General features: G+C 53.6%; 22 protein-coding genes. 7 read left to right on the forward strand and 15 right to left on the reverse strand.

Annotated elements, in window-relative coordinates:
• Positions 1 to 3 precede the first annotated feature (3 nt).
• Positions 4 to 714 (reverse strand): 5'-methylthioadenosine/adenosylhomocysteine nucleosidase, encoded by a 711-nt coding sequence (locus HMPREF0721_RS07785; protein WP_156788720.1) that lies wholly within the window; start codon positions 712 to 714, stop codon positions 4 to 6.
• Positions 696 to 1178, reverse strand: a complete 483-nt coding sequence (gene ispF / locus HMPREF0721_RS07790) for a 2-C-methyl-D-erythritol 2,4-cyclodiphosphate synthase (protein WP_040639994.1) — start codon at positions 1176 to 1178, stop codon at positions 696 to 698. Before ispF ends, HMPREF0721_RS07785 begins: the two co-directional genes overlap by 19 nt.
• Before the next feature lie 530 nt (positions 1179 to 1708).
• Between ispF and HMPREF0721_RS07795 the strand changes: the two genes are divergently transcribed.
• Together HMPREF0721_RS07795 and HMPREF0721_RS07800 are read left to right on the forward strand one after the other, a co-directional pair.
• Complete coding sequence (locus tag HMPREF0721_RS07795) at positions 1709 to 2509, forward strand: electron transfer flavoprotein subunit beta/FixA family protein (protein WP_006599133.1); 801 nt, start codon at positions 1709 to 1711, stop codon at positions 2507 to 2509.
• 15 nt (positions 2510 to 2524) lie between these two features.
• Positions 2525 to 3532 (forward strand): electron transfer flavoprotein subunit alpha/FixB family protein, encoded by a 1008-nt coding sequence (locus tag HMPREF0721_RS07800; protein WP_006599134.1) that lies wholly within the window; start codon positions 2525 to 2527, stop codon positions 3530 to 3532.
• A gap of 105 nt (positions 3533 to 3637) precedes the next feature.
• Here HMPREF0721_RS07800 and HMPREF0721_RS07805 read toward each other — a convergent pair whose 3' ends face one another.
• The gene (locus HMPREF0721_RS07805; protein WP_006599135.1) at positions 3638 to 3973 is read right to left on the reverse strand and encodes a hypothetical protein; all 336 of its coding nucleotides are present in this window, start codon (positions 3971 to 3973) and stop codon (positions 3638 to 3640) included.
• A 362-nt stretch (positions 3974 to 4335) separates the two neighbouring features.
• On the reverse strand, positions 4336 to 5238 hold the full coding sequence (locus tag HMPREF0721_RS07810) for a prephenate dehydrogenase (RefSeq protein WP_006599136.1): 903 nt from the start codon (positions 5236 to 5238) through the stop codon (positions 4336 to 4338).
• Between the two features lie 223 nt (positions 5239 to 5461).
• Between HMPREF0721_RS07810 and fba the strand changes: the two genes are divergently transcribed.
• Positions 5462 to 6325 carry a class II fructose-1,6-bisphosphate aldolase gene (gene fba, locus HMPREF0721_RS07815; protein WP_040639995.1) on the forward strand — a complete coding sequence of 288 codons (864 nt, stop codon included), beginning with the start codon at positions 5462 to 5464 and terminating at the stop codon, positions 6323 to 6325.
• A gap of 67 nt (positions 6326 to 6392) precedes the next feature.
• Here the strand turns inward: fba and HMPREF0721_RS11870 are convergent, their stop codons facing one another.
• The 3 genes from HMPREF0721_RS11870 to HMPREF0721_RS07825 form a co-directional block, all read right to left on the reverse strand.
• A complete protein-coding gene (locus HMPREF0721_RS11870) occupies positions 6393 to 6551 on the reverse strand; it encodes a hypothetical protein (protein ID WP_006599139.1) in 159 nt (52 codons plus the stop codon).
• Positions 6552 to 6567: 16 nt separating this feature from the next.
• A complete protein-coding gene (locus HMPREF0721_RS07820; RefSeq protein ID WP_040639996.1) occupies positions 6568 to 7011 on the reverse strand; it encodes a hypothetical protein in 444 nt (147 codons plus the stop codon).
• Between the two features lie 82 nt (positions 7012 to 7093).
• Positions 7094 to 9514 (reverse strand): hypothetical protein, encoded by a 2421-nt coding sequence (locus HMPREF0721_RS07825; RefSeq protein ID WP_006599141.1) that lies wholly within the window; start codon positions 9512 to 9514, stop codon positions 7094 to 7096.
• 358 nt (positions 9515 to 9872) lie between these two features.
• On the opposite strand from HMPREF0721_RS07825, the gene HMPREF0721_RS07830 reads away from it, so the two are divergent.
• On the forward strand, positions 9873 to 10658 hold the full coding sequence (locus HMPREF0721_RS07830; protein WP_006599143.1) for a tRNA1(Val) (adenine(37)-N6)-methyltransferase: 786 nt from the start codon (positions 9873 to 9875) through the stop codon (positions 10656 to 10658).
• Between the two features lie 32 nt (positions 10659 to 10690).
• Here HMPREF0721_RS07830 and HMPREF0721_RS07835 read toward each other — a convergent pair whose 3' ends face one another.
• Together HMPREF0721_RS07835 and HMPREF0721_RS07840 are read right to left on the reverse strand one after the other, a co-directional pair.
• A complete protein-coding gene (locus HMPREF0721_RS07835) occupies positions 10691 to 12829 on the reverse strand; it encodes a helicase-related protein (RefSeq protein WP_006599144.1) in 2139 nt (712 codons plus the stop codon).
• Between the two features lie 148 nt (positions 12830 to 12977).
• Positions 12978 to 14405, reverse strand: a complete 1428-nt coding sequence (locus tag HMPREF0721_RS07840) for a radical SAM/SPASM domain-containing protein (protein WP_006599145.1) — start codon at positions 14403 to 14405, stop codon at positions 12978 to 12980.
• Between the two features lie 264 nt (positions 14406 to 14669).
• On the opposite strand from HMPREF0721_RS07840, the gene HMPREF0721_RS07845 reads away from it, so the two are divergent.
• The gene (locus HMPREF0721_RS07845) at positions 14670 to 14945 is read left to right on the forward strand and encodes a barstar family protein (protein ID WP_006599146.1); all 276 of its coding nucleotides are present in this window, start codon (positions 14670 to 14672) and stop codon (positions 14943 to 14945) included.
• Positions 14946 to 15027: 82 nt separating this feature from the next.
• On the opposite strand, the gene htpG is transcribed toward HMPREF0721_RS07845, so the two are convergent.
• On the reverse strand, positions 15028 to 16968 hold the full coding sequence (htpG, locus tag HMPREF0721_RS07850; RefSeq protein ID WP_006599147.1) for a molecular chaperone HtpG: 1941 nt from the start codon (positions 16966 to 16968) through the stop codon (positions 15028 to 15030).
• Between the two features lie 285 nt (positions 16969 to 17253).
• Between htpG and HMPREF0721_RS07855 the strand changes: the two genes are divergently transcribed.
• Positions 17254 to 18024, forward strand: coding sequence for an SDR family NAD(P)-dependent oxidoreductase (locus HMPREF0721_RS07855; RefSeq protein ID WP_006599148.1), 771 nt, complete (start codon positions 17254 to 17256; stop codon positions 18022 to 18024).
• Here HMPREF0721_RS07855 and HMPREF0721_RS07860 read toward each other — a convergent pair.
• The 5 genes from HMPREF0721_RS07860 to HMPREF0721_RS07880 form a co-directional block, all read right to left on the reverse strand.
• Positions 18021 to 18647, reverse strand: coding sequence for an HD domain-containing protein (locus tag HMPREF0721_RS07860; RefSeq protein WP_040639997.1), 627 nt, complete (start codon positions 18645 to 18647; stop codon positions 18021 to 18023). The genes HMPREF0721_RS07855 and HMPREF0721_RS07860 overlap by 4 nt on opposite strands.
• A 108-nt stretch (positions 18648 to 18755) precedes the next feature.
• Entirely contained in the window at positions 18756 to 19484 is a 729-nt protein-coding gene (locus HMPREF0721_RS07865) for an amino acid ABC transporter ATP-binding protein (protein WP_006599150.1), read from the reverse strand.
• On the reverse strand, positions 19477 to 20142 hold the full coding sequence (locus HMPREF0721_RS12270) for an amino acid ABC transporter permease (RefSeq protein ID WP_006599151.1): 666 nt from the start codon (positions 20140 to 20142) through the stop codon (positions 19477 to 19479). Before HMPREF0721_RS12270 ends, HMPREF0721_RS07865 begins: the two co-directional genes overlap by 8 nt.
• Before the next feature lie 34 nt (positions 20143 to 20176).
• Entirely contained in the window at positions 20177 to 20956 is a 780-nt protein-coding gene (locus tag HMPREF0721_RS12275) for a transporter substrate-binding domain-containing protein (RefSeq protein WP_006599152.1), read from the reverse strand.
• Between the two features lie 79 nt (positions 20957 to 21035).
• Complete coding sequence (locus HMPREF0721_RS07880; protein ID WP_006599153.1) at positions 21036 to 21227, reverse strand: hypothetical protein; 192 nt, start codon at positions 21225 to 21227, stop codon at positions 21036 to 21038.
• Positions 21228 to 21420: 193 nt separating this feature from the next.
• Between HMPREF0721_RS07880 and HMPREF0721_RS07885 the strand changes: the two genes are divergently transcribed.
• Positions 21421 to 22782 carry a citrate/2-methylcitrate synthase gene (locus HMPREF0721_RS07885; protein ID WP_006599155.1) on the forward strand — a complete coding sequence of 454 codons (1362 nt, stop codon included), beginning with the start codon at positions 21421 to 21423 and terminating at the stop codon, positions 22780 to 22782.
• Positions 22783 to 22888: the final 106 nt, after the last annotated feature.

Genomic DNA, 22888 nt, shown 5'->3' on the forward strand with positions numbered 1-22888 from the left:
TATCTAATGCACCGGCATCAGCGCGATCATCGCGGCGGCCACCAGTCCGGCGCTGACCGCCGCCCGGGCGTAATGCGTTTGATAAGCCTCGTTCAGCGCTTCATCCGCCAAATCTGAAATGCCCCGGATCACGGCGAAGGGGACCTGATTCACCGCGGCGACCTGTCCGACGGCTGCCCCTTCCATCTCGGCGCAAAGCCCGCCGAAATGATCGGCCAGTGCCTGCTTGAGCGCGGCAGAAGCCACAACGCGATCACCTGTCAACACCCGGCCGATCCGAGTCGTCACGTTAAGTTTGTGCGCAACCGCTTCGGCCAGCGCAACGAGATTCGGCGCCGCTGTGTACGCCACTTGGCGCATCCCGGGCACTTCCCCCAGGTCAAAGCCCGCCGCCGTCGCATCCACATCGTACTGCACGCAGTCTTTGGCAACCACCAGCTGGCCCGCGGTGAGCCGCCTGTCGAGCGCTCCCGCGACCCCCACGTTAATCACGCAGTCCACCGCGTACACGCTGATCAGCGCCTGTGCGCAGAGTGCCGCGTTCACCTTGCCGACGCCGGACTGGGCGAGCACCACCTCCCGGCCGCCGATGATGCCGCATGTCACGGCGACCCCGGCGGACCTGGATGCCCGGCTTTCCCGCATCGCCCCGGCGATAACGGCCGCTTCCTCCGGAAGCGCTGCAATCACGCCGATCATCGGCGGTACAGGCACGCAACCGCCTTGGCCGCAATGCCTTCCTCCCGTCCGGTAAAGCCCAGATGCTCCTCGGTCGTCGCCTTCACATTGATCTGCGACGCTTCCGTGCAGAGGATGTTTGCGATATTTTGACGCATCCCGGGAATGTATGGGCCCATCTTCGGGGCCTGCGCCACAATGATGCTGTCGATATTGCCGACGCGATAGCCCTCCCGGCGCATCATCGCCGCCACCTCGGCCAAAAGATCCCGGCTGTCGGCCCCAGCGTAACGCGGATCCGTGTCCGGAAAATGAGCACCGATATCCCCCAGGCCGAGCGCGCCGAGAATCGCATCCATGATCGCGTGAAGCAGCACGTCGGCATCCGAATGGCCGAGCAGTCCCTTCTCGCAGGGGATGGCCATCCCGCCGATAAAAAGCGGTCGATCGGCCGCCAATCGGTGCACGTCGTAGCCGATCCCCACTCGCAAAAGATCCATCGTCTTTTCCCTTCTATGAATCATCCATGACGAATCGGCGTCTTCAAGGCGCATCGCGCAGCCCCTTTCCGCTTCATTCGCCGGCGGCCGTTATCGATTGCCAAAACGCGCACACAGTCCGTTTCGCGTTACCGGCAATCCATTGTTGTTATGCTTTATTATACGCTCTAAGCGGCGGCGCATCAAGCAACGATTGTGCCATTGCCCATCGAAAACGCATTTAAAAAACGCAATGCGTTTTTTAGCGCGCGATTAAAGGCAGCCATGCACCTAATTCACACAGCGAGCACTTAAAGGGCCATCGCGCCATGCCTTCTGCCCCTTTAACCATCGCCTCCTTTAGGCCGGCATTTTCACCGAGCGTCAAAACCGTTAATTATAATAATTTAAAAGTTTGATATTTTTTTCACTTTCCAAGCAAAAAGTCCTTTACGGCGCTTCATTTTCTATGCTATAATCAGAATCAGTCGATGGTTGGATGTAAACCTATACCCAACCGCAACTATGATATAAGGAGGCTACGTAATATCATGAACATTCTCGTGTGTGTTAAACAAGTGCCAGACACCACCGAAATCCGCATTGATCCGGAAACAAACCGGTTGATCCGCGACGGTGTGCCGAGCATTGTCAATCCTTTTGATGGGTATGCCCTGGAAATGGCTGCTCGCATTAAGGATGAAAGAGACGATGTCAAAATTGTCGTCGTTTCAATGGGGCCAGAACAAGCCAAGGAAGCGCTCAAAAACTGCCTGGCTGTCGGCGGTGACGCCGCTTATCTGATCTCCGGCCGCAAATTCGGCGGATCCGATACTTTAGCGACCAGCTACATTCTTTCCAGAGGGATTGCTAAAATTGAAGAAACCGAAGGCAAGTTTGACGCCATCTTCTGCGGGAAACAGGCAATCGACGGCGATACCGCCCAGGTGGGTCCGGAACTGGCGGAACACCTCGGTCTGCCCCAGGTGACCTACGGCTTAACCGCCGAAATCGTCGATGACGAAATCCAGATCACCCGCGAAACCGAAGACGGCCAGGAAATTCTCGCCATGGATTTCCCATGCCTGGTCACCGCGACTAAACCAAATTTTGATCCTCGCCTGCCGAAGATCAAAGACAAGCTGGCTGCCAGAAAGAAAGAAATCACCGTTCTCTCTGAAGACGATCTGGACTGCGATTTTTCACTCTGCGGTCTTGGCGGATCCCCGACCAAGGTTAAAAAGACTTTCGTTCCCCCGGTCAAACAGGGCGGCATGAAAATCGAAGCAGAAACCGGTGAAGAAGCCGCTCAGAAACTGGCTGAATTGCTCGACAAAGATAACGTGCTTTAAGAGAGAAGATCAGAAATGGAACCAAAAACAAAAGACCTTTGGGTATTTATTGAAACCAACCCTGATGGCTCCGCTCAAAACGTGGGCCTTGAATTATTAAATCCCGGCCGCGAATTGGCTGACAAACAAGGCGGCAAGCTCGTCGGTTTGGTTGTCGGCAGCAACGTCGACGCCGCGGTGAAAGCGGCCGCCGAACACGGTGCCGATCAGCTGATCGTCGTCGACGGTCCGGAATACGCCCATTTCACCACCGACGCTTATGCCAATGCCATTTGCGAAATGCTCACCAAATACGCACCGACCACCATGCTCATCGGCGCCACCAACAATGGCCGCGATGTCGGGCCGCGCGTATCCTGCCGTCTGCAGACGGGCTTAACCGCTGACTGTACGCGTCTGGCCATCGACGAAGAAACCGGCAACATCGCCTGGACTCGTCCGGCTTTCGGCGGCAACCTGATGGCCACGATCCTCTGCCCGGATCACCGGCCGCAGCTCGGGACCGTTCGCCCCGGCGTCTTTAAAGCAGCAGCGCCGGAAGAAGGCCGCACCTGTGAAGTCATCAAGGAAGACTTCCACGTCGCTCCGGAAGACATCCACACGCGCCTGATTAAAGAAATTCAGGAAGATGCTTCCGAACTCGTCGATCTGGTCGGCGCCGACATCATCGTCGCCGGCGGCCGCGGTGTCGGCGGACCGGAAGGTTTTGAACCGCTGAAAGAACTCTGCGAAGTCCTCGGTGCCACCCTCGGGACCTCCCGTGCCTGCGTTGACTCCGGCTGGATCTCCCATTCCCATCAGGTTGGGCAGACCGGCAAAACTGTCGGTCCGAAACTTTACATCGCCTGCGGAATTTCCGGCGCCATTCAGCACGTGGCCGGAATGAGCAGCTCGGATGTGATCGTCGCGATCAACAAAGATCCCGATGCGCCTATTTTCGATATCGCAGACTACGGCATTGTCGGCGACCTCTTTACCGTCGTTCCCGCTTTGACCGAAGCGATTAAACAAGTCAAAGCTTAAGCATTCGGCATAGCCTTTAGAACAATCCCCTTTCGAACCTTTTCGGCAGGGGATTTTTTTATCGTTTTCTTGGCTCAAAAAAGGAACCCCCGAAGGAGGTTCCTTTTAATTGGAGGATCCCTTATTTTTTTCTTCCTCTATCTCTTTATAAATCCGATACGGTTTGGTGATCACCCGGAAGGGCAGTGATTTTAAAAAGCCGTTGAGATCTTCCTGCATTTCCTGTGTCATGCGCGCCGGCTTGGACATCACCCGCTTCACAAATTCCTCTTTATAATGGCGGTTAATATAATGCTGATCCATCTGCAAAGACATGCCGCATTCGGAGCAAGTGACCTTGTGAATCTGATCATTACGATATTCCACTTCGTGGAGCGTCTCCCGGTCACAATTGACACAATATAAATAGGCTTCCATCGTGTTTTTTCGTTTTGCTTTCATCGCCAAAAGGCCTCCTGATTCTCATTTCGTCGTTATTATACCACAGGAACGCCGCCTCTTTATGTCACGAAATAAAAAAAGAACTCCGAACATCAATTAAGGGGGGAGGCGTTCGGAGTTCTATGGAGAGAGGGGGGTAATATTATGATTCCTCACTGAGTTCTCGCCGCTCAGCAGGAAGAACATCAAACCATCCAATCGGGTGTGTGATCAACTGAATGATTATCTTTGATGTGATTACAGTATAAACCCTTATGTAAAAAACGTCAAGTGATGAAACAATGTAATTTTAATTCAATCTATTGTAATCTGTTTCATCCCGTTGAAAACGATATTATTTTCGCTTTTTATTAAGAATTTATTCAGTCTTTTGATGCTTGCCGGCTTTGTCTGGTCTTATTCTGGCGGTCCACTTCCATGATGACGCGTTTGGTTCGCACGGATTGCATCATCGTCTGCAGACCGGCTTCGTCAGACGCCTCAATCAGCTGACGCATGGCCTTCAGACTTTGTTCAAAGCTGTCAATTTGCTCGAGCAACGGCGCTTTATTGGTGACAAACAACTCAGACCACATCGGCGCATTAATCATAGCGATGCGGGTCAAATCGCAGAAACTTCCTCCTTCAAAATCGGAAATATGCCGGTCCTCCTTGCAGTCGATCAAGGCACAGGCGATCACATGGCACAGCTGTGACGTAAAGGCAATCTTGCTGTCGTGACCTTCAGGGCTTGTCTCCACAATATTATTAAAGCCCAAGCCACGGATGACGGTTTTGAGCCAGGCGATGTTTTCCGGTTTGTTCTGCGGCGTCGGCACCAGAATATAATTGTGATCCACAAAAATATCGGCCGTCGCTCCGCCGAAGCCTTCTTTTTCGCTGCCAGCCATGGGATGCCCCATAATAAAATCCAGGTCTCCCCGGAGATTGGGCAGCACCCGATCGACCAAAACGCCTTTAACGCCCGTGATGTCGGTAATCACCGAACCGCTTTTAAAATTGGCCATATGTTCGTCAAAAAAGGCGACGGTCTGCCGCGGATACAAACAAAAGACCACCAGATCCGCCGTGCCGAGCAAATCCGCCGCCCCTTCCGGGTCGTTCTCCCCGCGGTCGATCACACCCGCCTCCAGCGCGCGCTCAAGCACTTCCCCATCGAGGTCATAAGCACCGATCATCGCCGGTTCCTGCCGGCGCAGCCCCATGGCAAGTGCCCCGCCCATCAGTCCCAGGCCGATAATCGCGATATTTTTTCCTTCTAACATCAATCCTGCTCCTTATTCATTTGCTAAAGTGACTATTGGTATTATAGGCTTTTTCCCAGGGGCACGCAAGGATCGCCGACAGGCCGCGAAATGTGATTGATTTTGATTTTTTACTTCTATTTTTGATTATTTTTGATCGTTTATGATTTTTATGACGATATCGATTGTCAATCGCCGCAAAAAAGGATATAATAAAGCCAATTAATGGATGGAGGTCTCTCACATGTTAGTATCCGCAAAAGATATGCTCGTCAAAGCACGCGCCGGCCACTACGGCATCGGTGCCTTTAATATCAACAACCTCGAATGGACCAAGGCCATTCTCGAAACCGCCCAGGAAAACAACTCCCCGGTCATTCTGGCCGTTTCCGAAGGCGCCGGCAAATACATGACCGGTTTTAAAACCGTCAGCGCCATGGTCAAGGCGATGATCGAATCGCTAAACATCACCGTGCCGGTCGCCCTGCACCTGGATCACGGCTCCTACGAAGGGGCTAAGGCCTGCATCAACGCCGGTTTTTCGTCCATCATGTTCGACGGCTCCCACCTGCCCTTTGAAGAAAATGTCGCCAAAACCCGCGAGCTCGTCGCGGCCGCCCATATCCTCGGGCTGTCCATCGAAGCCGAAGTCGGCACCATCGGCGGCGCAGAAGACGGCGTCATCGGTGCCGGCGAATTCGCCGATCCCAAAGAATGCAAACAAATTGCCGATCTGGGCATCGATTTCCTCGCGGCCGGCATCGGCAACATCCACGGCGTTTATCCGGAAGGCTGGCCGGGGCTGAATTTTGACGTACTTGCCAAAATTCAACAAGAAATCGGCGAGCTGCCGATGGTGCTTCACGGCGGCACCGGCATTCCGGATGCCATGGTTCAAAAGGCCGTCAGCCTCGGCATTGCCAAGATCAACGTCAACACCGAATGCCAGCTGGTCTTCGCCGATGCGACCCGCCGCTACATTGAAGCCGGCAAGGACAAAGCCGGCAAAGGCTTCGACCCCCGCAAACTGCTGGCTCCCGGCACCGAGGCCATCAAAGCCAAGGTCGCCGAAAAAATGAAAGTCTTCGGCTCCATCGGCAAAGCCTGAGCATTCAGCCTGGATCCTCACAAAAACGGACACCGCGGTGTCCGTTTTTTATTGCCATCTTTTCTTTTTATCGGCCTGCCATCAATGCCGTTGCGCCAACCCCAATCGGGACCTTCCAGCACGGCGCCGCATCAAATCCGCCGCCTGATTGGTCGCCATCGGGGCCAGCACCAAGTGATTGGCCAACTGCAAGCCGATTGATGGCGATCTCCTTTCGATACTGCATCAATGCCGCCTTTCCTTTAGTGCGAAACTGCCCCCCGACGCTGGTAGCTCTGGCGTTTTCCCGTCGCCTGATCCACTAACGTCAGGTGATTGCCCCTGATGCGGTACCGCCGGCGATCCGTTCGCCCCCCATAAGCCGAATCGAATTGCAGGGTGACCATTGACTTGGATTGACTGACCTGATACGTGCCGACTTTTTCGTCCATCACGCGCAGTATCCCCCCTTTGCCGAAGGCAAGAACGGCCTGACTTTGCTGTTCGACCCAGTTGCCCCGCAGTGCTTTTCCCGATGCCTTGACACTTTGCTTTGACGACCGATGGATATTCGGCGCCCGATGGCGAATCGTGCGGCTGACGGTCACCAGTCCGATGGCCCCCGTCAGGCTGACGATGAGCCACAACACAAGAATACGCCGCATCACCTTACGGCGGCGCATGGCTCTTCTTTTGGATGTGCGCATGGCTCTCCTTTCATTCCCATGGGTTTACGTAAAAATAGGCGATGCCCAAACATCGCCTATCATTTTTATCTCGCCGCTTTTATCAGCGTTTTTTGCCAAAGAGACCGCGCCGACGCGGTTTTTTCGCCGTTTCTTCATCCGGCAGGTCGGCGTCATCGTCGCTGAAAAGATCGTCATACACCGCCTGCTCAGATGGCTTCAGTTTTTCGTGAATGGCCCGGCGATCGATGGCCTTCGTGAGTTCATCATCCGCCTCAGATTCATCGAAAAGATCGTCAAAGGCATCCTTCGCTGCCGTCTTCGTCTCACCGGCCTTATCCTTTGCCGAATCAAACAGCCCATCGGCTGCTTCCGGCTCGATTTCCACTGATTCGAAAAGGTCGTCTGCTGCCTCTGCCGCCGGTGCCGCCGCATCCGTTTCGATCGTTTCGACATCTTCAAATAAATCGTCAAAATCCTCCGGCGCTGCTTCTGTTTTTGTTTCGGCCACGTTCACGGCACCTTCAGCCTGAGCTTCCTCAGCCTTTTCGTCAAGAATGGACGGAACCTCATCATCGGATTCGGACATCGCGAAGAAATGATCGATCGCCTCGCTGTCTAATACCTGGGTGTCCTCAATTGCAAAACCTTCGACAATTTCATCCGTTCTCGCCGAAATATCTGCTGTTTTTTCCTTTGTCGATGCTTCTTCGGCAACATCTGCCGATGCCGGCGCCGCATCGTTCCAAAGGTCGTCTTGATCCGAAGTTGCAACAACGCCCGTCGCTTCGGGTGCCTCTGTTTCCCAGAAATCCGGTGTTTCTTCGGTCGTCTCAATCGCGTCGGTCGCCGGTTCGGATTCGGCCTGCCAGAAATCGTCTTTTTCCGGCTCTGCCGGCACATCGGCCGACGCTTCTGATTCTACTGTTTCGACCGCCTTTTCATCCGGCAGTATTTCCGTTTCAAACAATTCGGATTCGGTTGCCGTGTCCGTTTCCGGCAAAATCTCGTCTTCCTCAAAAAGCCAATCTGCAACGGCCGCATCGGTCGACTGTGCATCCGTATCCGCAACGCCGGTTTCACTCTGGACGGGCTTGGCGTTGGCGAGCCTTCGCAACACATCCAGGACATCGCGGTCTTCTTCGGTTTTGCGGTCTATCGGCTCCGCTTCTGCTGGCGGTGCTTCTGCCGCCTGGGGCGTTTCCGTTTCATCTTGGTCTTCTGCTTCAAGCCAATCCAGCCGTCTTTCGCGGCGCTTTTCAGATATACTCGGCGAAATCCAGGGGATGTCTTCACTCAGCGCCACCGCATCCTGCGGCTGATGGGTCCTGAACGCCGCATGATCCGTCACCAGATCTACGTTAGGCGATTCCGCCGTTTGGGACATCCTCTCCGCAGCTGCTTTGCTTTTCGCGGCTTCTTCAGTTTCTTCCGGCAGGGATTCGCTTTCGAAAAGCCCTGCCTCATCGTCTTCCCAGGAATCAGAAGGTTCAGCGCTTTTCGGCGCTTGAACCGCTTTCTGACGGCCATCTGCGGCGATCCCTGCCGATGCCGGCGCTTTTTCAATGGCTTCCGCTGCGCTTTCTGTCGCCACAGGAGAAGCTTGCAGCGACTCCGGAATCGCGAATGCATCCGCATCATCTGCCGGCGTTTCCTCAGCCGCATTGGCCAACTTGGCTCTTTCGGCCTCGAGGGCTGCAAGTCGGGCTTCATTTTCTTCTAAACGCGCCCGAAGAGCAGCCAGTGCTTCATCCTGAGCCTTAGCCCGGGCTTCGGCTTCAGCGCGGGCCATTTCCCACGCCTTGGTTTCCGCTTCGGCTTTTTCTTCCGCCGCTTGCTTTTCAGTTTCCATGGCCGACAGCTGTTCATCCTTTTCGGATAACTGCGCTTCCAAATCTGCCCGAGTTTCGGCTTCGCTTTGGGCTTTGGCCTCCGTCGCCTCCTTGAACGCGGCCATTTCCTTCTCGACAGCCTCGCGGTTCTGGGTTTCTTCGGCAATTTTGGCTTCAGTTTCGGCACGAAGGGCTTCCAAATCCGCCCGAGCTTCGGCTTCGCTTTGAGCTTTGGCCTCCGCTGCTTCCTTGAACGCGGCCATTTCCTTCTCGACAGCCTCGCGGCTTTGGGTTTCTTCGGCAATTTTGGCTTCGGTTTCGGCACGAAGAGCTTCCGTCCGGGCTTCATGTTCCTGCATCAACGCCGCTTTTTCTTTTTCCACCCGGGCTGTCACCGCTTCTTCCACCAATTCCTTTCGGGATTTTTGACTGCGGTCGACGGCCTGTGCAAAAAGATCGGCCACGGCCTGTCGCTTATCGGAAGCTTGATGGACCGATGCCGACGGAATGTGCAGCGGGCGCTTCGGCGCTGTTGTTTCTTTCGATACTGCTCGATCGGCCGCCGCCTGGGTTGTCCCCGATGCATCGGCTTCCGGCATTGCCGTTTTATGATCTGACAGCAGAGACTTCAAACTCTCCGCTTTTTCAACGATTTTAGCCAAATCGTTGTCGTTATATTTTTTGTCATCCATGTTTCCACCAGCTTTCTGAATCCGGCTTAGGATTGGTGCCCAATTGCATGTAATCGGCAACAATCATCTGCTGTACTTATTTAGCATTATAACAAAAATAGAACCTTTAAAAAAGGATTATCACTAAAAAGTTCCCATTTTCCACATAAAATATGATAAAATTAGCATAATTTTCAAGCTTTTCGGCACAGCTGTGGATAAAACCTGTTGATAATGCTTTCCCAGTCCCTCGTTTATCCACAATTTTATCCACCCGCCTGTTTACAGGTTTTTCCCGCCTTGTTTATCTGCAAAGGCCCAAAACAACCCATTTGGACTTATCCACAAGGTGTGCATAATTTTTGATCACGGAGACCCCATGACCCCTTCTATTCCCATTCATCCCGATGAACAGCTTGAAGATCTCGGCATCGCCGGCCTTCAGATCTTGCAAAGTCCCCACTATTTTAAATTCAACATCGACGCGGTGCTTCTGGCCTGGTTTGCCGCCTCTGCCGTTCACCCTTCCTCCAAAGTGGTGGATTTGGGCACGGGCACGGGCATTTTGCCCCTGCTGCTCCACGGCCGCACCGGTGTGCGCCACATTGACGCGCTGGAGCTTCAGCCCGTCGTCGCCGATATGGCCGCCCGATCCGTCGCCATCAATCATTTAACCGATGTGATCCACATCCACTGCGGTGACCTGCGGCAGCCCGGAACGGCCTTTCACGCTTCGGCCTACGATGCGGTGATCTCCAACCCGCCGTTTCTGCCGGTGGGCCACGGCGGCGTTAATCCCGACGACGCCCTGGCCATTGCCCGCCACGAAATCACCTGCACCCTCGAAGACATTGCTCGCTTTGCCAGAACCATGCTCAAAGACCGGGGCAAGCTCTTTCTCGTGCACCGCGCCGACCGTCTGACGGATATCGCCGTAACCCTGCGCGCGCACGGTCTCGAGCTCAAACGGCTGCGCGCCGTCCATCCTAGACCGGATAAACCCGCCAACCTCGTGCTCTGCGAAGCGATGAAAAAAGGCCGCCCGGGCCTGACCATTGCGCCGCCGCTCACCATTTACCGCGAAGACGGCCGCTATTCCGATACCGTCAACACCATTTACGGCACCGATGCTCCCCGTGCCTGCCGACCGCGCAAAAAAAGCTGATCCCAAAGGATCAGCTTTTTGGATACCTGTTTTTAAACCATTTTATGATAACAAGCGTCACAGATGCGCTTGGGATCATTCCAGGGAAGCTTTTTCCCGCAAATCCGGCAGCGTTTATAGACGCGCTTCGCTTTTTTCAGCCGCCTGACGATCGCCGCAGACACCGCCTGCTTGCAGTCGAGAATATCCTTCTTCTCCAGATCGGCATAAAGTTCCCGATCGCCAAAGCTGCGCTGCAAATAATAATACAAATCGAGGAGACGGTGCTTTTTCTCCAGGGCATCCAGCCCGTCTCCGGGCTGACAGACTACCCGGGAAAGCCGGCCGAGCACCGGCCGACCGACCTGCACGTTGCGCATCGCCTGCTGCCAAATGGCGAGCATATCCTCGTCATCTTCGGCAAAGGGAATGGTGATCGCCCGCAGCATCGAGATCTTGTCGAGGGGGCAGTGCTGCTCCAGCCACAGGCAGAGGGCAATCGCCCGGCTCATATCCGTCTTCTGATAGATGCCTTCGTCGGGCAGGCCCTGCCAATCCTGCATCGTCTCCGACAAAGGGCGGTCCATCTTCGCCAAAAACCGCGGCATGGTCGTGCGCGCCGTCGCGATGGCCGGCGTTTCCCCGGCGAGCTGGCCCGCAATGCGCTCCCGGTCAAAACTCGCGTTGACCCAGCCCTTTTCGGCATAGCCCCGGCGCCCGGCCCGACCGGCAATCTGCTTGACCTCGGGGATCGTCAGTTCGCGCTTTTCCACCCCGTCAAACTTGCGGGTCTCCAGGAAGACAATGCGTTTCACCGGCAGATTCATGCCCATGCCGATCGCGTCCGTCGCGACCACCATATCCGTTTCTCCGCTCAGAAATTTATGGGTTTCCGCCCGGCGCGCCGCATAAGGCAACGCCCCGTAAATCACCGAGACACGCCGGCCCGCATCCTCGAGCATCGATGCTGCCTGCAATACCGAACGGCGAGAGAACACCACCAAGGCATCCCCAGGACGCACATCCTCCGGAAAGGCAACATCCCCCGGCTCCATCGCCAGGGGCGTCGCCCGCTCATGGGGCACCACCTCGAAACTGTCCCCGCATTCTGTGACCAGCGCCCGCATCAGGGGCAGGGCCTCCGGCGCCATGCAGGCGTGCACCGTCGCCGCCGCGATGCCGAGCACCGCCTGGGTCCAGGCCCAACCCCGTTCCCGATCGGCAATAAGCTGGCATTCGTCGATCACCGCCACATCATACACCTGTTCTTCCGACATCATCTCGATGGTGCTCGCCATGTGATTCGCGCCCGGGATGCGGTTCTCCTCCTCCCCGGTGACCATACTGCAGGCCACGCCGTCAGCATTCATCCGCTCCGCGATTTCCATCGCAAGCAGGCGCAGCGGCGCCAGATATACCCCGCGCAGCGCCGATTCGCAGGCCACGATCGCGTCGTGGGTTTTGCCGGAATTGGTGGGCCCCACGTGAAAAATAAAATGCCGGTTTAACTCCCGGGCCAGCGGAAAGAGATCCGGAATATGATCAGGAATGCGCCGAAGCAGCGCCTGCCGGGCCTGAAGCCGCTGGTGCACAAAGGGATAATGGGGATTTTTTCCCAGCTGCGCCAGAATATGCGCGACGCTGAACCCGCCGAAGATATCCGTCTCCAGCACCGTCTTCCACAGCCGGTCCAGGCGGCGGTCAACCGTTTCTGTCACATCGACCCAATGCCCCCGGTCCGACACGAATTTTTTCTTGCCGACCAGCGCCGGATTCTGCTCGTCAAACAGCCGACGCAGCCGCTGATGCCCCAGCTCCCGCCGGCCGTCAAAATAAAAATAGGCAAGGGGATCCCGCCCCCTGGCCTCCCAGCGGCGCAGTTCAAACTCCACCTGCTCGTCGATCGGACGGCGATGGCGAAAGGAGCCGGCAAACAGCCGCTGCGTGCTCAGCCTTTGGTCGTACACCGCCGCCGCAAGCCGCCGCACCGCTTCCCGCGTGGGATAAACGGCGGCACGCATCGCCCGCTTGATCCGTCCGTTTTCTTCGCTTTGGGCAAATTGCCGGCGCTTGGCCTTGCGCTGCTGACTGCTGTTGCACCGGCGGTGATGGCGGCGTTTCTTTGGTTTTGCCGCCTCAGCCGGCGTGGCTGTACCTTGTTGCTTTGTACTGTTTTGATGTTGATCCGGCATCCCGTCCCTCCCATCATTTGTCTTGCTGCGCGTTGATGCGCCCTATTATACCACATGCTTTCGGATTCGCCCGGGCTATTCTGCCTGCTGTCTCGAAAGCACATCAAAAAACCGTGCCCCAATGGACACGGTCTCTATTTGATCGCCTTTAAGCGATATTGCTGTCTTCTTCCGCAAGCTCAGCCTGACGCGCGGCCGAAGCCTTTTCAAGGCGTTCTTTTTTCGCCTTGTAGCGGGCTTCTTCCGGACTGCCATCCCACATATCAGAAGCCACCGGTGCCCAATTTTCAGCGTATTCCTGGGTCTTGGCTACCAGATGGTCCACATCTTCCGGCGCTTCCAGATCGGTGGAGCGCGCCCCTGTCTTTTTGACCATTTCCGGCAGAATTTCCGGATTTTCGAGCATCGGGCAGGGCCTCAGCATGTTTTCATTGAAAGGCTGACCATCGTGATACGCCATGAACAGCGGAGACGTCAGCGCCTCAAGCAGGGTCTTTTCGTGGATATTCGAATCCGAATAATGGATAAATACGCAGGGATCGATGTCGCCATTGGCATTGATGTGCAGGTAACGGCGGCCGCCGGCAATACACCCGCCGACGTATTCCGCATCGTTCTGAAAATCCATGGCAAACAGCGGTTTGCGGTTGCGGTAGTCGCGGATGCGGCGATGCATTTCGATGCGCTGCTCCGGGGTGACCATCAGTTCCGGCGTCGCATTCATGCCAGTGGGCATGAAATGGAAATACCAGACAAAGAGCGCTCCCAAATCGATCATCTTATCGTAATACGCTTCCGAGGTGATCGATTCAAAATTCTGCTTGGTATAGCAGCAGGAGAAGCCAAAGGGCAGATTTCTTTCCTTCAGACGCTTGGTCGCCGCAATCACCTTCTCGTAAACACCGTTGCCGCGGCGGCCGTCGGTGGCTTCTTCAAAACCCTCCAGGGAAATGGCCGGAATAAAATTGCCGACGCGCTTCATTTCATCCGCAAAATGGTCATCGAGCAAGGTGCCGTTGGTAAAGGACAGGAAGGTGCAATCGCTGTGCTTTTCGCAGAGCTTGATCAGATCATCCCGGCGCACCAGCGGTTCTCCACCGGTATAGATATACATAAACACGCCGAGTTGCTTACCCTGCTCAATGATATCGTCAATTTCATCGAAGGTCAGGTTGAGTTTGTTGCCGTATTCCGCTGCCCAGCAGCCGGTGCAGTGCAGGTTGCAGGCCGATGTCGGGTCCAGCAGAATGGCCCAAGGCACATTACAGCCGTATTTATTGCGGTAATATTCCTGACGGTCCCAGCCGACCAGATTGGCATTCATGAAGAAATTCACAAAAGCCTTTTTCAGAACGTTGTTATCCATCGTCACCACGCGGTTCACCAAAGAATGATAGGGATGGTTCGGGTCGTTAATCGCCGCTCTGATCGCGTTGCGCTGACCGACAAATTCGCCATGGGCAAATTTATCGACCCAGTTCATCACTTTCGGTAAATTCTTTTCCGGATTCTTGCCGAGCCAGCCAACGACTCGTTCAATCCCAAATTTTTGAAGATTGTACTTAAATGTTGCCATAATTCATCACTTCTTTCGTTACATAATTCCATGATTTCAACACGTTCAAATAATACCGCACAATCGATTCATTTTGGCATAATTTTACCAAAATTTTAATTGTTTCTGTATTTTAACACTATAAATTTTCAAATGCAAGCAATCGCATCTGTTACTTTCCTTTTCTTAATGCCCCAAAGCCCTTATTCTTGACACTTTCACAGAATTCAACTATAATTTATTATCAATTCAGAAAACTTAAACTTCACCACCAGGAGGCTTCTTATGCGTGAATACAACTTAGAAGGTCGCAAGATGACCGATAAAACCCGAACCCACGAACACTTGGCCCACCGCCTTGAACTGCCGGACAGCTACGGCAGAAATCTCGACGCCCTTTGGGATGCACTGATGGCTATCCGCAAAACCAGCGTCATCAATTTTAACAATCCGGACGCCGCCGTCGAAAATCTGGGGCAATATGGAGAATTGCTGCTTCAGACCTTTAAAGACGCTGCCAGGGCCAATCACAAGGTCGTCCTGGAATTAGATGAAGATTAGTGCCGGTCTTATCCGCGCCTGTCAAAAAGAGGATCACATCAAAATGTGATCCTCTTTTTTCATGCCCCCGCCTCAAGATCACTCATTGCATCAATTCACAAATGCGGTTGGAAAAAGCGACCGGATCTTCGATGGGCATCCCTTCGATGAGCAATGCCTGATCGTAAAGCAATTCCGCATAGGCTTTCAGACGCTCTTGATCGTCCGCGTCAAAGGCGTGCTTAAGCCCTTCGAATACTTTGTGGTCTCCGTTGATTTCGAGCACCTTCTGCGCTTTCATATTGGCGTCCGGCTGCTGCCCCAAGGCCTTCGCCTGTTCCGTCAGCACCTTTTCCATTTCGAGGGAAAGACCCTCGCTGGATGCAAAGCACACCGGATGGCTCTTAAGCCGGGCCGACAGGCGCACATCCGCGACCTTATCGCCCAATGCTTCTTTAATGGCCGTCATCAAGTCTTTCGAAGCGTTAGTCTTTTCCTCGATGGCCTGTTTTTCATCGTCGCTCATTTCGATGCCGAGATCGTCTTCCGCTGTGGATTTAAAGGCTTTCCCGTCGTATTCCTGAAGCACCTTCAGCGCAAACTCATCCACCTCTTCGGTGCAGAAGAGCACCTCATAGCCCCTATCCATGAGCATTTCGTTCTGGGGCATCTTCTTGATCTTATCGATGGATTCCCCGACCGCATAATAAATATATTGCTGATCGTCCTTCATCCGGTCAGCATATTCCTTAAAGGTCACGGGCTTGTCTTCCGTCGAGCTGTGGAACATCACCAGATCTTTAAGCTTATCCTTGTTGCTGCCAAACTGATCGTAGATGCCGAATTTCAGGCGCAGGCCGAAGTTCTTGAAAAATTTTTCGTAGCCTTCCCGGTCCTTGAGCTGCATATCCTTGAGCTCGGCGATGATTTTCTTTTCGAGACGCTGGGCGATGGCCTTCAGCTGGCGGTCCTGCTGGAGCATTTCCCGGGAAATGTTGAGCGACAGATCCTGAGAATCCACCAGGCCGTGCACAAATCCGAAGTAATCCGGCAGCAGATCCTCGCACTTGTCCATGATCAGCACGCCGGAGGAATAAAGCTGCAGGCCGCGCTTATAATCCTTGGCGTAAAAATTATAGGGCACCCGGGACGGAATGAAGAGCAGCGCGTTATAGGACAGCAGCCCTTCCACGCTCGTGGTGATGATCTTCTGCGGATCCTCCCAGTCCAGGAATTTATCCTTGTAGAACTGATTGTATTCTTCGGTGGTGACGTCCGATTTCTTGCGTTTCCAGATCGGCACCATCGAGTTGATGGTTTCATCTTCATGGGTCACGTTGTACTGCGGTTCGTAATCCTCCTGCTGCTTTTCTTCCTCGGTGGCCTCGATCAGCTCCCGCTTTTCCACCTTCATCACGATGGGGTAGCGAATATAATCCGAATACCGTTTGATCAAATCGCGCAGGCGCCATTCTTCCAGGTATTCGCCGTATTTTTCGTCGTCGGTGTCGTCCATCAGATACAAGGTGATGGTCGTCCCGACTTCCTCCTTTTCCGCCGGCTCGATGTCGTAGCCGTCGACCCCCTCCGATTCCCAGAGATAGGCCTGATCCGCGCCGTCGGCCCTGGTGAGCACGGTGATCTTCTTACTGACCATGAATGCGGAATAAAAGCCCACGCCGAACTGCCCGATGATGTCCAGCGCGTCGGTGCCGTCCGCCTCGGCGTTTTCGGTTTTAAATTCAAAGCTGCCGCTCTGGGCGATTACCCCGAGGTTATCCTCCAGCTCGTCGGCCGTCATGCCGATGCCGTTGTCTGCGATGGTCAGCGTCCGGGCGTCTTTGTCCGGCGTCACGCGAATCGTGTAGTCATTGCGGTTTAAGCCCGTCTGTCCGGCGCTGCTCGCCTTAAAATAACGCTTATCGATGGCGTCGCTCGCGTTGGAAATGATTTCCCGCAGAAAAATCTCCTTGTTGGTGTAAATCGAATGGATCATCAGATCCAAAAGCCGTTTGGATTCCGCCTGAAATGCTTTTTTAGCCATAGTCCCACTCACTTTCCTTTTATATTGATTTGACCGCCGACCATCTCAGCTTATTAGCAATCTCTCTCTTTGAGTGCTAAACCCATTATAACTATTCACCGCCAAAAAGCAATACGGATTGCCAATTTTTTCACCGATCACCCAATTTGTTTATCATTTTTTCAGCTTTTCAGCCGGCAGATTTTTTAATGCCGCCCAACCGCCGGCTTCCAGTGCTATAATAATAAAAAAGCGCCGGATCAGGCACTTATTGCAAGAAGATCTTTTATGCGTAAGGAGGTTTTTATGAAAATCGCGATTATTACCGGTGCATCCAGCGGTTTGGGACGGGCTTTTGTCCGCCGGCTGGGCCGGGACACCGCCCTCGACGCCATTTGGGCCATCGCCCGGAACGAAGCCAACCTGCACGCCCTTGCCGCCCTCTCGGCGGTGCCCGTACGGGCGCTCCCCATGGATTTGACGGATGCCGACGCCACTGCTCGGCTGACGGCCCTCCTCGCTGCCGAAAAACCAGTCGTCGACGTGCTGATCTGCGCGGCGGGCTTCGGCAAAATCGCCAAAACCGCCGAGCTTCTCCTCGCCGAGCAGACCAATATGATCGATCTGAACTGCCGCGCCGCCGTCGCCGTCACCGCCGCCTGTCTGCCCTATGTGCGAAAAGGCAGCCGCATCCTCGAAATCTGCTCCACTGCGGCTTTCCAGCCCATGCCCCGCCTCGGCGTTTATGCCGCGTCCAAGGCTTTTCTGCAAAGCTACACCAAAACCCTGCACCACGAGCTGCTGTGCTCGGGCGTTCACGTCACCGCGGTCTGCCCCTACTGGATCAAGGACACGGGGTTCATCCCCCGGGCGCAGGGGGATGACCGTCACAGCTACGGACGTTTTTTCCTCGCCAGCCGCGCCGACACTATCGCCCGCTGGGCCCTCGTCGACAGCCGGCTGAATCTCTGGGTGTCCACCCCCGGACCGGTTTGCGCCATCCATCGGCTCATCGCCAAGTTTGTACCCCACTTTATCATGGTGCCGTTGATGGAACTACTGCGCCACGTGATTTAACGGGTGGGCTTCCGGTCATCGATAATGCTGCCGTCCGCCACATGCGGCGCAATCATCGTCGCGTAGCAGTAATCCCAAAGAACCTGCGAACCTTCCGCGACTCGGGCGTTGCGCGCCATGATTTGGGAGCGCTTCACACCCCGGCGACGCCAGCTTTTTCCGGCCACCGCATGGTTGAGCAGTGTTGGCTGCAGGCAGTCCAGAGTGTGAGCAAATTTGGCTTCCGGCGTCTCCCCCGCTTCAAATTCTTCCCACAGGCCGCGCAGCTGGATTCCTTGATCCGGCGGCAGCATCGCAAAAAGCCGGTCGGCTGCCGCCCGTTCCCGGGCCGCCTGGGTCCTCTTGGCCGCCTCGTCGTAAGCATAGGTATCTCCGGCGTCGATTTCCACCAGATCGTGACAGAGCACCATGGCCATGGTCCGCGTCACATCAATCGCCTCTTCGGCATATTCGCTCAGCACCAGCACCATCATGGCCAGATGCCAGGCATGCTCCGCATCGGTTTCCCGACGGGAATCATCCGCGAGCCAGGTTTGACGCCGAATTGCCTTTTCCCGGTCGATGGCCAATACAAAATCCATCTGTTGCTGCAGGCGGTTGGTGATTTGTTTCGTCTTTTCCATTTTTTTCTCCCAATTAAACGATCCTTTTATCATCTTCAGACATAAAAAAATTCTGTTTTCGGCAGGCTTTGCTGCTGAAAACAGAATATTAACGGCGCACCATGCACGTTAGAGAACCATATTCAGGAAATTTTGTGTTCTTTCGTTCTGCGGATTCCCAAAAACATCTTCCGGTTTGCCTTCTTCCACAATCACGCCCCCGTCAATAAAGATCACGCGGTCCGCCACTTCGCGAGCAAAACCCATCTCGTGGGTCACAACGACCATTGTCATCCCCTCCTGGGCGAGCTTTTTCATCACATTAAGCACTTCGCCGACCATTTCCGGATCAAGGGCTGAAGTCGGTTCGTCAAAGAGCATCACATCCGGATTCATGGCCAGTGCCCGGGCAATGGCCACACGCTGCTGCTGTCCGCCGGACAGTTGCTTCGGATAGGCATCGGCCTTGTCGAGCATTCCAACGCGTTCGAGCAGTTTTTCCGCCGTCTTGTCGGCCTCTTCCTGATTCATGAGTTTTAAAGAAACCGGCGCAAAGGTGACGTTCTTTTTAACCGTCATAAACGGAAAAAGATTGAACTGCTGGAAGACCATGCCGATATTGCGTCTGGCCTTGTTGATATCCACCTGCGGGTTGGTGATTTCCTGTTCGTCCACGACAATGGTACCGCCGGTCGCATCTTCCAGCGCGTTGATGCAGCGCAGCATGGTGCTCTTTCCGGAGCCGGAAGGGCCGATCACACAGACCACTTCACCCTCTTCCACCGTCATATCGATATTTTTAAGCACCTCCAGATCGTCAAAATGCTTCTTCAGATTTTTAATTTCAATCTTAGCCATTCTGCAACCTCTTTTCGATGCGCTTGGAAACCCAAGACAAAATCATAATGATGATGAAATACATGATGCCGACGATCAGCCACATTCTGAAGGATTCTAAATTATTGGCAATGATCAGTTTCCCGACTTGCGTCAATTCCGCCATCCCGATAACCGAAAGGATCGAGCTGTCCTTTAAAGTGATAATGCACTGATTCACAATGGCCGGAATCATCGTGCGGATTGCCTGGGGCAAAATGACTTTGCGCATGGCCATCCCATGGGGCAGGCCGAGGCTTCTGGCTGCTTCCATCTGACCTTTATCGACCGACTGGATTCCACCGCGAAAAATTTCCGCCAGATAGGCACCTGCATTGAGCGTCAGAGTAATCACCCCTGCTGTCATGGGCTCCATGCGCATATTGAGCGCACTGGTCACCCCAAAATAAATAAAAAACGCCTGAACGATAATTGGCGTTCCCCGAATAATATCAACATACACACGCGCAATCGCCCGCGACACTTTGTTTCTCGAGACTGACAGAAGTCCAAAGAGCAACCCCACTACCGCCGCCAAAACGAGCGATAGCAGGGTTGATTCTAACGTGACTGCCAAACCTTGCAAGAGTCGGGGGAATGTCTGTGCGAGCAACTCAGTAAAACTCACATTGACCTCCATAGCTCATCCATTGTTTGAATCCAAACGATGAGGTTTATTTTTTCTTAACGTATTTATTCACAATTTTATCGTATTCACCGCTGTCTTTCAAGTTTTTCAAACCCTTGTTAAATTTCTTAAGCAGTTCTGCATTTTTGCCTTTATGAACAGCGAAACCATAGGAATTGCCCGCCTGCAGTTTGCCGACCAGCTTTAAAGGCTGACCCTTGGCAATCGCATAGCCCAAAACCGGATAATCTTCGAAACAAGCCGCGGAATTGCCGGATTTAACATCCTCGTACATATTCGCGGAGTCTTCAAATGTTTTGATGGAATAGCCATATTTGGCTTTGTTTTCGTTGGCAAAAGTGGCGCCCTCTGTTCCCGTCTTAACCGCGACCGTTTTGCCCTTCAGATCGCTGTAATCTTTAATGGCAGTGTTGTTGGCTTTAACCGCCATGCCAACCCCGGAATCAAAATAGGGGTCAGAGAAATCAAATTTCTTTTTACGCTCTGAGGTAATGCTCATCCCGGCAATAACCGCATCGCTCTGATCTGATTCGAGAGACTGCACCGCTGCATTAAAGCCCAGCGCCTTCACGGTGTAATCGAAGTGCTGATCCTTCGCAATGGCCTTTAACAAATCCATGTCAATCCCGACGCGCTTCCCATTTTTGTCTTCAAATTCGAAGGGAGCAAAAGTGGTGTCTGTCGCAATGATATACTTCTTGTCTGAACTGCCGGATGAAGAGTTACCGGAACCACAAGCGGTAAACGCCATGACCATTGCCAATGCCATGGCGATAACCAAACCAAATTTTAATCCTTTTTTCATTACTTGATCCTCCAAATACTCACATGCATAAATTTTTTATTATTTTACCATTTATTAAGATTGGGTGCAAATTAATTCATTAAAAATCAGGTGACGATTTTCCTATGGCCATCCTTTTCGATCCCTCTAATTTATAGATAAAATTTGGAATAAAGACAGGATATTTTTTCATATTCATTCTTTTTTCTGAATATTTTTCCGCTTCTCTACAATTTTCAAACGAGATTTTTTCATCGATTCTCCCGCTTTGCTTCAAGCGTCGTTTCGGCATTTTACATTTTCTCTTGCATGTTTTGATTTAGCTTTAAAAAATGCATAAAAATTGACAGCTTTTTGAGAATCCGATATAATAATTCCAATATTGTATACAACCTCTACAAATCGTTTGTTCAACATCTTCTTTCTGTTAACCTGGGTCAAAATTTTGATCAATTTGCACGGCTTGTATCAACGAGGAGAAAATTATGATGCATCCCCACCCGATTATCGAATATACCAAACACTACGCTGATATCTGCAAAAACAAAGACCAGATCCCAGAAGAACGCTTTCAGGAATACCATGTCAATCGCGGATTAAGAGACCAAAAGGGAAACGGTGTGCTCGTCGGGCTCACCAATATCTCCCGCGTCGATGGTTTTGATATAACCGACGGCAAGCGCGTCCCCTGCGAGGGGAAACTTTGGTACCGCGGTTACAATGCCATCGAGCTCATCAAGGGCCTCGGTGACAGCCGCTACGGCTTCGAAGAGGCCGCCTATCTTTTGCTCTTCGGCGATTTGCCCAACGCCGAACAATTGCGCACATTCAACGAAATGCTCGTCGACGTGCGCACCCTGCCCAGCAACTTTGCCCGCGATATCATCATGAAAGCGCCTTCCAGGGATCTGATGAATTCCATCACCCGCAGCGTGCTGACCCTCGCCTCCTACGATCCCTGGATCGGCGATCCGAGCCTCGGCAATGTGCTGCGTCAATGCATGGCACTCATCAGCGCCTTCCCCATGCTTGCAGTTTACGGCTACCACGCCTACAATCACTATATCAATGATGGCAGCCTCTATATCCACCGGCCGCGGCCCGAGCTTTCCACCGCGGAAAACCTGCTGATGATGCTGCGCCCGGACAAGCAATACACCGAGCTCGAAGCCCATGTGCTCGATATCGCACTGATCCTCCACATGGAACATGGCGGCGGGAACAATTCTACCTTTACCACCCGGGCTGTCACCTCGGCCGGCTCCGATACGTATTCCGTCGTTGCCGCGGCCCTCAGCTCCCTAAAGGGCTCCAAGCATGGCGGCGCCAACCTGAAAGTGGTCGAAATGATGCGCGACTTGAAGACCAATGTCGGCGATATCACCGACAAGGAAGCCGTCGAGACCTACCTGCGCAAGCTTTTAGCCGGAGAAGCCTTCGACCGCAAGGGCCTGATCTACGGGATGGGGCACGCGGTGTATTCCCTTTCCGATCCCCGGGCAGTTGTCTTTAAAGACTTTGTCGAAAAGCTGGCTCACGCCAAGGGGCGCGATGAGGATTACGCCCTCTATGCCACCATTGCTGAAACCGCTCCCCGGCTCATCGCCGAAAAACGCAAAATCTATAAGGGCGTTTGTTTGAACGTCGATTTTTACAGCGGTTTTGTGTACAGCATGCTCGGCATTCCCATCGAGCTTTACACGCCGATTTTTGCCATCGCGCGCATCGTCGGCTGGAGCGCCCACCGCCTTGAAGAGCTCATCAATGCGGACAAGATCATGCGCCCGGCTTATCGCAGCGTGATGGCCGGCCCCCGGGACTATATCCCGCTGGCCAAGCGCCAATAACGCCGCCTTGATATTCTGAAAAGCTTTGATTTTTAAAAGCTCTTCATCTTTCTTCACTTTTATGGTACATTGAAAGTATCAAAGCGACATTGTGTCGCTCTGCCGT

The sequence above is a fragment of the Pseudoramibacter alactolyticus ATCC 23263 genome (assembly GCF_000185505.1).
GTDB lineage: Bacteria > Bacillota > Clostridia > Eubacteriales > Eubacteriaceae > Pseudoramibacter > Pseudoramibacter alactolyticus.

Excerpts from the sequence above, each read along its gene's own strand:
- HMPREF0721_RS07880 (WP_006599153.1), bottom strand. The coding sequence starts at position 21,227 with ATGCCGAAACGACGCTTGAAGCAAAGCGGGAGAATCGATGAAAAAATC.
- fba (WP_040639995.1), top strand. The coding sequence starts at position 5,462 with ATGTTAGTATCCGCAAAAGATATGCTCGTCAAAGCACGCGCCGGCCAC.
- ispF (WP_040639994.1), bottom strand. The coding sequence starts at position 1,178 with ATGGATCTTTTGCGAGTGGGGATCGGCTACGACGTGCACCGATTGGCG.
- HMPREF0721_RS07855 (WP_006599148.1), top strand. The coding sequence starts at position 17,254 with ATGAAAATCGCGATTATTACCGGTGCATCCAGCGGTTTGGGACGGGCT.
- HMPREF0721_RS07840 (WP_006599145.1), bottom strand. The coding sequence starts at position 14,405 with ATGGCAACATTTAAGTACAATCTTCAAAAATTTGGGATTGAACGAGTC.
- HMPREF0721_RS07845 (WP_006599146.1), top strand. The coding sequence starts at position 14,670 with ATGCGTGAATACAACTTAGAAGGTCGCAAGATGACCGATAAAACCCGA.
- htpG (WP_006599147.1), bottom strand. The coding sequence starts at position 16,968 with ATGGCTAAAAAAGCATTTCAGGCGGAATCCAAACGGCTTTTGGATCTG.
- HMPREF0721_RS07820 (WP_040639996.1), bottom strand. The coding sequence starts at position 7,011 with ATGCGCACATCCAAAAGAAGAGCCATGCGCCGCCGTAAGGTGATGCGG.
- HMPREF0721_RS07830 (WP_006599143.1), top strand. The coding sequence starts at position 9,873 with ATGACCCCTTCTATTCCCATTCATCCCGATGAACAGCTTGAAGATCTC.
- HMPREF0721_RS07810 (WP_006599136.1), bottom strand. The coding sequence starts at position 5,238 with ATGTTAGAAGGAAAAAATATCGCGATTATCGGCCTGGGACTGATGGGC.
- HMPREF0721_RS07860 (WP_040639997.1), bottom strand. The coding sequence starts at position 18,647 with ATGGAAAAGACGAAACAAATCACCAACCGCCTGCAGCAACAGATGGAT.
- HMPREF0721_RS07795 (WP_006599133.1), top strand. The coding sequence starts at position 1,709 with ATGAACATTCTCGTGTGTGTTAAACAAGTGCCAGACACCACCGAAATC.
- HMPREF0721_RS11870 (WP_006599139.1), bottom strand. The coding sequence starts at position 6,551 with ATGCAGTATCGAAAGGAGATCGCCATCAATCGGCTTGCAGTTGGCCAA.
- HMPREF0721_RS12275 (WP_006599152.1), bottom strand. The coding sequence starts at position 20,956 with ATGAAAAAAGGATTAAAATTTGGTTTGGTTATCGCCATGGCATTGGCA.
- HMPREF0721_RS12270 (WP_006599151.1), bottom strand. The coding sequence starts at position 20,142 with ATGGAGGTCAATGTGAGTTTTACTGAGTTGCTCGCACAGACATTCCCC.
- HMPREF0721_RS07805 (WP_006599135.1), bottom strand. The coding sequence starts at position 3,973 with ATGAAAGCAAAACGAAAAAACACGATGGAAGCCTATTTATATTGTGTC.
- HMPREF0721_RS07825 (WP_006599141.1), bottom strand. The coding sequence starts at position 9,514 with ATGGATGACAAAAAATATAACGACAACGATTTGGCTAAAATCGTTGAA.
- HMPREF0721_RS07835 (WP_006599144.1), bottom strand. The coding sequence starts at position 12,829 with ATGCCGGATCAACATCAAAACAGTACAAAGCAACAAGGTACAGCCACG.
- HMPREF0721_RS07865 (WP_006599150.1), bottom strand. The coding sequence starts at position 19,484 with ATGGCTAAGATTGAAATTAAAAATCTGAAGAAGCATTTTGACGATCTG.
- HMPREF0721_RS07885 (WP_006599155.1), top strand. The coding sequence starts at position 21,421 with ATGATGCATCCCCACCCGATTATCGAATATACCAAACACTACGCTGAT.
- HMPREF0721_RS07800 (WP_006599134.1), top strand. The coding sequence starts at position 2,525 with ATGGAACCAAAAACAAAAGACCTTTGGGTATTTATTGAAACCAACCCT.